This window comes from Lactobacillus delbrueckii subsp. delbrueckii DSM 20074 = JCM 1012, assembly GCF_001433875.1.
GTDB classification, from domain to species: Bacteria; Bacillota; Bacilli; order Lactobacillales; family Lactobacillaceae; genus Lactobacillus; species Lactobacillus delbrueckii.
The window spans coordinates 6973-14750 of record NZ_AZCR01000038.1 but is presented as its reverse complement, the minus strand read 5'-3'; the positions used below and the strand labels follow the sequence as shown (position 1 = coordinate 14750).

Sequence of the window (7778 nt, the reverse complement as noted above, 5' to 3'; positions counted from 1 at the left end):
CCCGATTGAATATCGGAATCATGTTTTAACAACCTTAACGGCGTAATACTAAATTGTCCCAATTTTGGGGGTCACATCAAAATGATTTTTTTATTTTTCTGCTTCTGCAGGCGGAAGTTCTGCCAGATGGCCAAAAGGGTCACCAAAGCTAGGCAGCTGAACATGATAAAGTCGTATCTCCCGCCCTAGTAGCTTCTTTGGGCCAAAGCCCCTTGCCCCGTTTTCTGGGCCAGGGAGATCAGGGCCGTGGCCAGACTGACGCCGACTGAACCGGCAAACTGCTGGAGCATGTTGAAAGAGGAGTTAACGTCAGCCACGTTCCAGGGTCAGCGGGAACTTGAAGCCCAGCTTGTCGGCCAGTTTCCCGGCAAAAGGCGAGATGACGGCCCCCACGCAGGAGCCTGGCAAAAGGACCAGGCCGCTGATCAAGCTGCTGGAGCATATTGGGCATAGACCGGAACGGCGATGTTGACCAGCTGCAGGAAAAAATAGGTTAAAGCCGCCAGGCAGACAGTTTTTTCTTTAAAAATTGCCAGGTTGAGCAAGTGGCTGTTTACCCGCTTGTTGACAAAAACAAAGAGGGTAAAGAGGACTCCTCTGGCTAAAAGCAGAAGCCAGGACAATCTGCTGGTCCCGCATAGATAATGGCAAAAAGGGCCAGACCCAGCAAGAGCAGGGAGGGGGCATCAAATTTTTCCTTTTGCCCGCTTACCTGGTTGCGGATGTAGACCTGACCGCCGATTAAGCTGACTAAAGCCAGGGGCAAAAGGAGCCAGAAGATCATCCGCCAGCTGGCAGCTGAGACCACCAGGCTCCCGTAAGTTGGGCCCAGGGCCGGAGCAAAGGAGATGATCATCCCGGCAAAACCGGTCATGAGGCCGAGTTTTTGCTTAGGGACCTGGGTAAAGATCAGCTGGAACATGATCGGGGTGGAAAAGACGGTAGCGATCCCCTGAATGATCCGGCCGGCCAGCATCAAAGGAAAGCTGGAAGTTAAGGCGCAGATGATGCAGCCGCAAATAAAGGCCAGGGCGGCTCCTAAATGCAGCCAGCGAGCCGGGACCTGCTTGAGCAGGTAGGCGGTAGTTCCCATGACGATGGTCACTGTCAGGAGATAGGCGGTAGTAATCCACTGGACGGTTGCCAGGGGCTGGTGGAACTCTTTGACTAAAAGCGGGTAGGTGACGTTCATGGAGGTTTCATTCAGAATACCGATGAAGGTCATCAGGCCCGCACTGAAAATGGCGAGGTTGACTTTGCTTGATTTTTCCATAAGAACCTTTCTAAGAACACAAAAAGGCTGTCAGCGGTAGCTCCGCGACAGCCTTTTACTTTGTTTGCGATAAAGTTATTTTAGCATAAACCGCCAATTTTTGCCCAGGCATTATTTCCGGTAGAGCAAAAGAGCAGTTCCGGCTAAGTCAACCGTGTAGTCTTCGGTCTCCAGCGGCCGCTTGGTCATCCCCTGGTCGGTTGAGTAGATGATCAGACCCAATTTTGCTCCGGCTGGCAGGGTATAGTAGGTCGGCTGCAGTTCAAATTCCAGGTCGACGAACTGGCCGGCTTCCAGCTTGCTTGGCTGCTTCATGTCCTGGTAGTTCTGCAGGTTCATGTGGGCCTTGGTAATCAGCTTGGCCTTAGTGGCCTTGTCCGGGACGAATTCCTGCAAGGAGTCTGCCCCGAAGCGGTAGCCAAAGGGCTGGTTTCCTCTGGCAAAAATCTTTGGCGTAGCCGTCAGCCTCTGCCGGGTCCCCAGGTCAACCAGGGCAACAGACAGCTGGCCGACAGTCTTATTAGCTGCTACCCGGACCCGGACCTTTGGCCGGCCGACCAGGGTAGTCGGGTGGAGGAATTCCTCGCTTTCAAAGCGGAGGCTGGCCTTGGCCCATTTTTCCTCCCCGCTGATAAACTGGTATTCCCAGTCAGTTTCACTAATGCCGGCTTTCTTGAATTCTGTCCCGCCCAAGTCGGTGAAGGTTAGCTGGCCTGTCCCGTTTTCAACCGTTGACAGGTCCCCGTCAGCCGTTGGTGAATAGAGGCTGGCCTGGCCCAGGTCGCTGGCCCAGTCACTTTCTGCGTGCCACTCGTCAGCTTCCAGGTTGTCTTGGATCATGACCTTTGGCCATTGCTCATAAGCCCCGTTTTCCACTTCCAAAAGCTCGTGGACGAACCAGAGGTTCATGAGGTCGGTGAAATCGATGGAAACCAGGTTGTTCATGTTGTAGTGCGGACCCTGGTGGAGGAAGAGGTGAGATTCCACCGGCAGCTGCTTGACCTTTTGCCAGATCTTGTAGACGTTCTTCGGCTTGACATTCCAGTCGTTTAAGCCGTGAACGGAGATCCAGGAGCACTTGATGCCATCGGTGTGGTGGCGGTAGTTTCTGGACTCCCAGAAATCAGAGTACTGGCCTGTTGCCCGGTCCTGGGCGGCTAAAAGTTCGGCTTGCTCTGCTTCATAAGCCTTTTTAGCAGTGAAATTGCCCCCGTCCCAGAGGTTGGACTGGCAGACTTCAGCCAGCTTGTCCATGTCTTCGCCCTGGCATTCGCTTGGCGCGATAACCAGGCCGTGTTCCCGGTAGTAGTCATACCAAGAGGAAATAGCGGCTTCAGAAACCACCGTCTTCAAGCCCTTGACCCCGGTCGTCGCGATGGCGATCTGCAAGGTTCCCAGGTAAGAGCGGCCAGTCATGCCGACATTGCCGCTGCACCAGCTGGCTTTGGTTTCAAAGCGGCGGGTCCGGTCAGTATAAGCCACTCGGTCCCCAGTCAGCCATTCAATGACTTCTTTTTGGGAGATGGTTTCTTCCGGTGACCCGGTGATCCGGATCCCGTCCCCGTGCCGGTTGCCGATGGCCCCGGAGAAGACAGAGGCGAAGCCCCGGGCCAGGAGGTATTCGTTTAAGCCGTAAGAAGATTGCCCGGTTGCCAGTTCAGTGGCCGGCACGTCCTGGCCACTGGGGGCAGGGCTTTTAACTAAAGGCTTGGACACGTACTTGGGATTGGTCCAAGTGGTCGCGTCAGTCAGGTTTTCGTCGACATTGTGGTTAGTCTTGACATTGTCGATGATCCCGCCAAAGTAAGGTGAAGCCGTGTAGAGGGCTGGGACCTTCAGCTGGTCCTGGCTTTCAACTGGCCGGAAGACCGTGACCGGCAAGAGGTCGCCCTTGCCATCGCCGTCCGTGTCCAGGTCGCTTTGCACGTAAACGACCTCGCGGATGACCTGGCTTGTGTCAAAAACTGGCAGGGACTTGCCGTTGAAGAACATAAACTTGCCTTCCCCCCAGAACTGGGTGAAGTAGCCCTTGCCGGCCATGACGTCCAAGAGGATCTGCCCGTTTTTGCTCCGGGTGTTGAGCAGGCGGTAGAAAGCAAAAATCAATTCTTCCTTGCTGGTCAAGTCCTTAAAGGCCGGCAGGGCATGCTTTTTCCCGCAAGTCAAAGGATCAGTCAGGCTGTAGTCGTAGTTTGGGTGGTAGCCTAAAAGCTGCAGGGCAACATTAGCGAACTGGCTGGCCGTGATGGCAGTCGGCGTGTCCAAAAGAAAGGCGGCCAGGTCGGTTTGATCGTCCACGGCAAATTCTGCCAATTTGGCGTCTTTAGCCTGGCGGGTCGTGGCTTCCGCCAGGACATTGCCGGTCAAGACGGCCAGGAGCTCACTGAAGGAAAGAGAAGAGTAGTTTTCAGGCAAGAAGTTGATCGCCAGCAGCTCTTCAGTTGCCTTTTCCGGACTGGTTTCAACGTAGGCATATTGATTGTATTTCATGCTTTACCTCATCTTTATATCTTTACATCTATGGGATATTGTACCTTTTTGCTTTATCCAGTTTTTTAGCTGTTTTTTTAAGCAAGTTCTCAAGTTAATGCAAGCAAACCGCTTCCTTTTTGTCAAGGAAAAAATGACCAAGAAAAAAAGCAACTTTTTCCGAAATATGTTTGACAATTTATCCCTGGTCTAATATACTTAATTTGTTGCGTCGGAGTATAACGGTTCGGTAGCTCAGCTGGATAGAGCAACGGTCTTCTAAACCGTGGGTCGTGAGTTCGAATCTCACCCGAATCATGATTGCAACCAGAGAAATCACTGAGGCTTGCCTCGGTGATTTTTTTGTTATATTCGCAGAAAATTTGCCAAGCCTGCAAAAGTAAACTATAATGGAACAAATATTAAACGTTTGTTCGAGCAATCCTGGCCACTTGGCCGGGGCCTTTTTATTTGTTCGGGATTTTTAACACAAGGTAGGAAATGTAATGACGACGGTAATTTTAGCAGAAAAGCCCAGCCAGGCCCGGGCATACGCGGCCGCTTTCGCCCAAAGCCAGAAGGGGGAAGGGCAAATTAAGGTGGCGGACCCGATCTTGCCGGCAGACACGGTGATCACTTATGGTTTTGGCCATTTAGTGGAAATGGCCCTGCCGGAAGCTTATGACGCCAGCTTCAAGCGCTGGTCTTTAAAGAAGCTGCCGATTTTTCCCGACCAGTACAAGTACCTGGTTCCTCGGGACAAGAAGAAGCAGTTCAATATTGTCGCTAATTTGCTCAAGCGGGCAGATACGATCGTGATTGCCACGGACAGTGACCGGGAAGGGGAAAACATCGCCTGGTCCATTATGCGGCAGGCGGGGATCGATTTGAAACAGAAGCGCCTTTTCCGCCTCTGGATCAATTCACTGGAAAAAGCCGCGATCAGGGAAGGCTTCCAGAACTTGCGGCCGGGTAAGTACTACTACTACCGCTATAAGGAAGCCCAGACCCGGCAGATCAGTGACTGGCTGGTCGGGATGAACGGCAGTCCTTTATTTACCTTGCTGTTAAGAAAGCAGGGGATTAAGGGGACCTATTCAATCGGCCGGGTGCAGACGCCAACTTTGTACATGGTCTATAAGCGTGACCAGGAGATTGCTAATTTTAAGCCGGAGAAGTACTGGCTGCTTATGGCCGATTTTTGGCAGGGAAGAAAGAAATTTACCGGCCGCTTGCTGCCGGAAACGAAATTTAAGAGCCCGGCAGAACTGGAGCAGTTTTTGCTGGCTAAAGGGGGGAGTCTGGGCAAACAAACTGGCCAGGTGTCCAAGGTGGACAAGGAGCAAAAGAGCCAGGCCAGCCCCCGCCTTTTCTCCTTGTCCAGCCTGCAGACGGAAGCCAACCGCCGCTACCATGCTTCAGCCAGCCAGGTTTTACAGGCTGTGCAGAATTTGTATGAAAATAAGTTTTTAAGCTATCCGCGGACAGACTGCAATTATATTACGGACAATGAGTATGCCTACCTGGCCCAGAACTTAGACCGCTACCAGGGGCTGTTGCCAAATTCTGCAGAAGTCAAAGAGCAAATGAAGCCCTTAAAGGCGGAGAAGCGCTATGTCGACTCCGGCAAGGTCCAGGAGCACCACGCCATCATCATGACCAAGACCGTGCCCAGCCAGGCACAAATGGGCAAAATGTCAAAGCTGGAAGGGCAGGTCTATGACCTGGTCTTGCGGCGAACTTTGGAGATGTTTTTAAAGGCCTATGTTTATGAGAAGACCACGGCTTTGATTAATGTCGGCCAATTGACTTTTAAAGCCAGCGGCAATGTCAGCGTGAATCTGGGCTGGAAGATTCTGGAAGGGCCGGTTAAAGATGCCCAGCTGCCGCCCCTGGAAGTCGGCCAGGAACTGACGTCGAAATTGAAAGAGCAAGAAGAAGAGACTAAGCCTCCGGCTAAGTTTACGGAAGGGAGCTTGATCACGGCCATGAAGACGGCCGGCAAGACCCTGGATGATGAAGAGGCCCAGGCTATTTTAAAGGACGTTGAAGGGATCGGGACGGAAGCTACTCGGGCCAGCACCATCGAAATTTTGAAGAAGCGGGGCTACATGCAAAGCCGGCAAAACAAATTGTCGGTTACCCCGGAAGGGACCATCCTCTGCAAGGCGGCGGAAGCTGAGCCACTCTTAGTCAGCGCGCAGATGACGGCCCAGTGGGAAAAGGCCTTAAAGCAAGTCGGGGCCAAAGAGCGGAGCCAGGATAACTTTTTAGGGCAGATCAAGAATTTCATTTCAAAGATGATTACAGAAGTGCCAGGCAAGATCCAGGTTGATCAGGGCTTGCAGGAAGAAGCCCAGAGCCGGCAAGCCAAAGCCGCGGCAATCGGCCCCTGCCCGGTCTGCAAGCAAGGGGAAATTACTGACAAGGGCAAGTTTTACGGCTGCAGTAATTACCGGGGCGGCTGCCATTTCACCTTGCCCAAGAAGTTTGCCGGCAAGAATATGGGCAAGCGGATTGTGAAGACCTTGATCAGCAAGGGCAAGACTGACAAGCTGGACGGTTTTGTCTCTAAAAAGAGCGGGCAGCGGTATTCAGCCAAGCTGCAGCTGGAAGGGGACAAGCTCTCTTTGGTTTTTGATTGATTTTTGCAAAAGCAATATTTCTTAAAATGAGTTAACAAATCTGTTACAAATGAAATAGTGCCCGAAAACTGTGGTAAAGTATGAAAAGGCATTTCGTGATAAAAGTGTAAATTATCTGGGTGCTTTTTGTTAATAACTGTAGATTTATGAGTTTTGTATTTTTAGAAGTGAAGGGAAGAGTTTGGTGAGACGTTTTGCCTTGGGCATGATGACCAGTGCGGCACTGATGGCCGGCCTGGCCAGTCAGGTACAAGCAAGCAGCAAAGACTATAGTAAGAGCACGAAGACCGATCTTGTGACCAAGATCATGGGTAACAAGAGCTACCAGGTCTATTCTTCGCTCAAGCTGGAAGAGGTAACTAAGAAGGTCAAGACAAAGACCAAGGAAAAGAAGAAGTACACGGTCAAGAAGAAGGTCGCCGTCAAGAAGAAGAGTAAGAAGGGCAAGACCAAGTACAAGACGGTCAAGCAGGTCAAGTACAAGTGGGTGACTAAGACGGCCTACAAGAACGTGAAGAAGAAGGAGTGGAAGTTCGGCAAGAAGTTGACGACCTCGGCTGACTTCAGATACGCTCACGTTCAGTCCAAGTCCTACAAGGTTAAGGGTGGCAAGCGCTACTACTACATCTACGTTGACGGCCGGCCAGTTGGCTACGTGAATGAGAAGGCTTTTGCCCTTTCGAAAGCTAATGTGGTTTCCCAGGTCAGCCTGGTCAACAACCCGTCTGACTCAGTTGGCTTTAACGCCGAAGACGCGATTAACTACGTGACTGACCAGCACGGCAGTCTGGTTGACAATGATTCAGTTGAGATCAGCTGCAAGTCTGCTGAATTGAATATTTCTGATACTGGCTATGTATCCAGCCGCAAGGCCGGGACGGCGGTTTTGACCTTCAAGTACGGCAAGGCCAAGGCGACCAGCAAGCTGACGGTACGCGAGGATGCCAAAGAAGGGATCAGCTCGGCCGATGTAACGCCGGTGAAAACTGATTTGCCAGAGATTGAGACCTGGTCAGCCAGAGACGGGGCCTCATCTTCAACTATTACTTCAAAAGATGCGGTTTCCAGCTCCCACAAGTACTGGGCGACCAACATGTCTGGCAACGCTAAGGGCGCGGATATTGAAACCATATTCTATCATCCGGCAGTTTTGAGCGCGCCAGGTTCAAGCAATCTGGAGGCCAAGGTATCAAGTTCTGTGCAAGGGCTCGACTTTTATGATAATGACCTGGTGACCAGCAACCTTGACTTAGGCCAGGCAGACAACCGGGAAGCCCGGGGGCACATGGTCTACTATAATATGCGGAAGGTCAAGAAGTACAACTGGCGGCTGATTCCAAGCAAGATGCTGAGCTTCAACACCTGGCTAAGCTATATCAAGAACATCAAGG

General features: G+C 51.8%; 3 protein-coding genes, 1 tRNA gene and 1 pseudogene. 3 read left to right on the top strand and 2 right to left on the bottom strand.

Annotated features, from left to right (window positions below):
- Positions 1–71: 71 nt before the first annotated feature.
- Both FD23_RS06015 and FD23_RS06010 read right to left on the bottom strand, forming a co-directional pair.
- A pseudogene (locus FD23_RS06015) lies at positions 72–1273 on the bottom strand (MFS transporter).
- 111 nt (positions 1274–1384) lie between these two features.
- The gene (locus FD23_RS06010) at positions 1385–3763 is read right to left on the bottom strand and encodes a Xaa-Pro dipeptidyl-peptidase (RefSeq protein WP_025896329.1); all 2379 of its coding nucleotides are present in this window, start codon (positions 3761–3763) and stop codon (positions 1385–1387) included.
- A 223-nt stretch (positions 3764–3986) separates the two neighbouring features.
- Here FD23_RS06010 and FD23_RS06005 point away from each other — a divergent pair.
- The 3 genes from FD23_RS06005 to FD23_RS10570 form a co-directional block, all read left to right on the top strand.
- A tRNA-Arg gene (locus FD23_RS06005) sits at positions 3987–4060 on the top strand.
- Between the two features lie 188 nt (positions 4061–4248).
- Entirely contained in the window at positions 4249–6387 is a 2139-nt protein-coding gene (locus FD23_RS06000) for a type IA DNA topoisomerase (protein WP_052933710.1), read from the top strand.
- 184 nt (positions 6388–6571) lie between these two features.
- Positions 6572–7778 (top strand): hypothetical protein (locus FD23_RS10570; RefSeq protein WP_236743896.1); only part of this gene is annotated, 1207 nt, incomplete at its 3' end.

What these genes read in the sequence shown, in the direction of transcription:
- FD23_RS06010 (WP_025896329.1), bottom strand. Translation starts at nt 3,763, where the DNA reads ATGAAATACAATCAATATGCCTACGTTGAAACCAGTCCGGAAAAGGCA.
- FD23_RS06000 (WP_052933710.1), top strand. Translation starts at nt 4,249, where the DNA reads ATGACGACGGTAATTTTAGCAGAAAAGCCCAGCCAGGCCCGGGCATAC.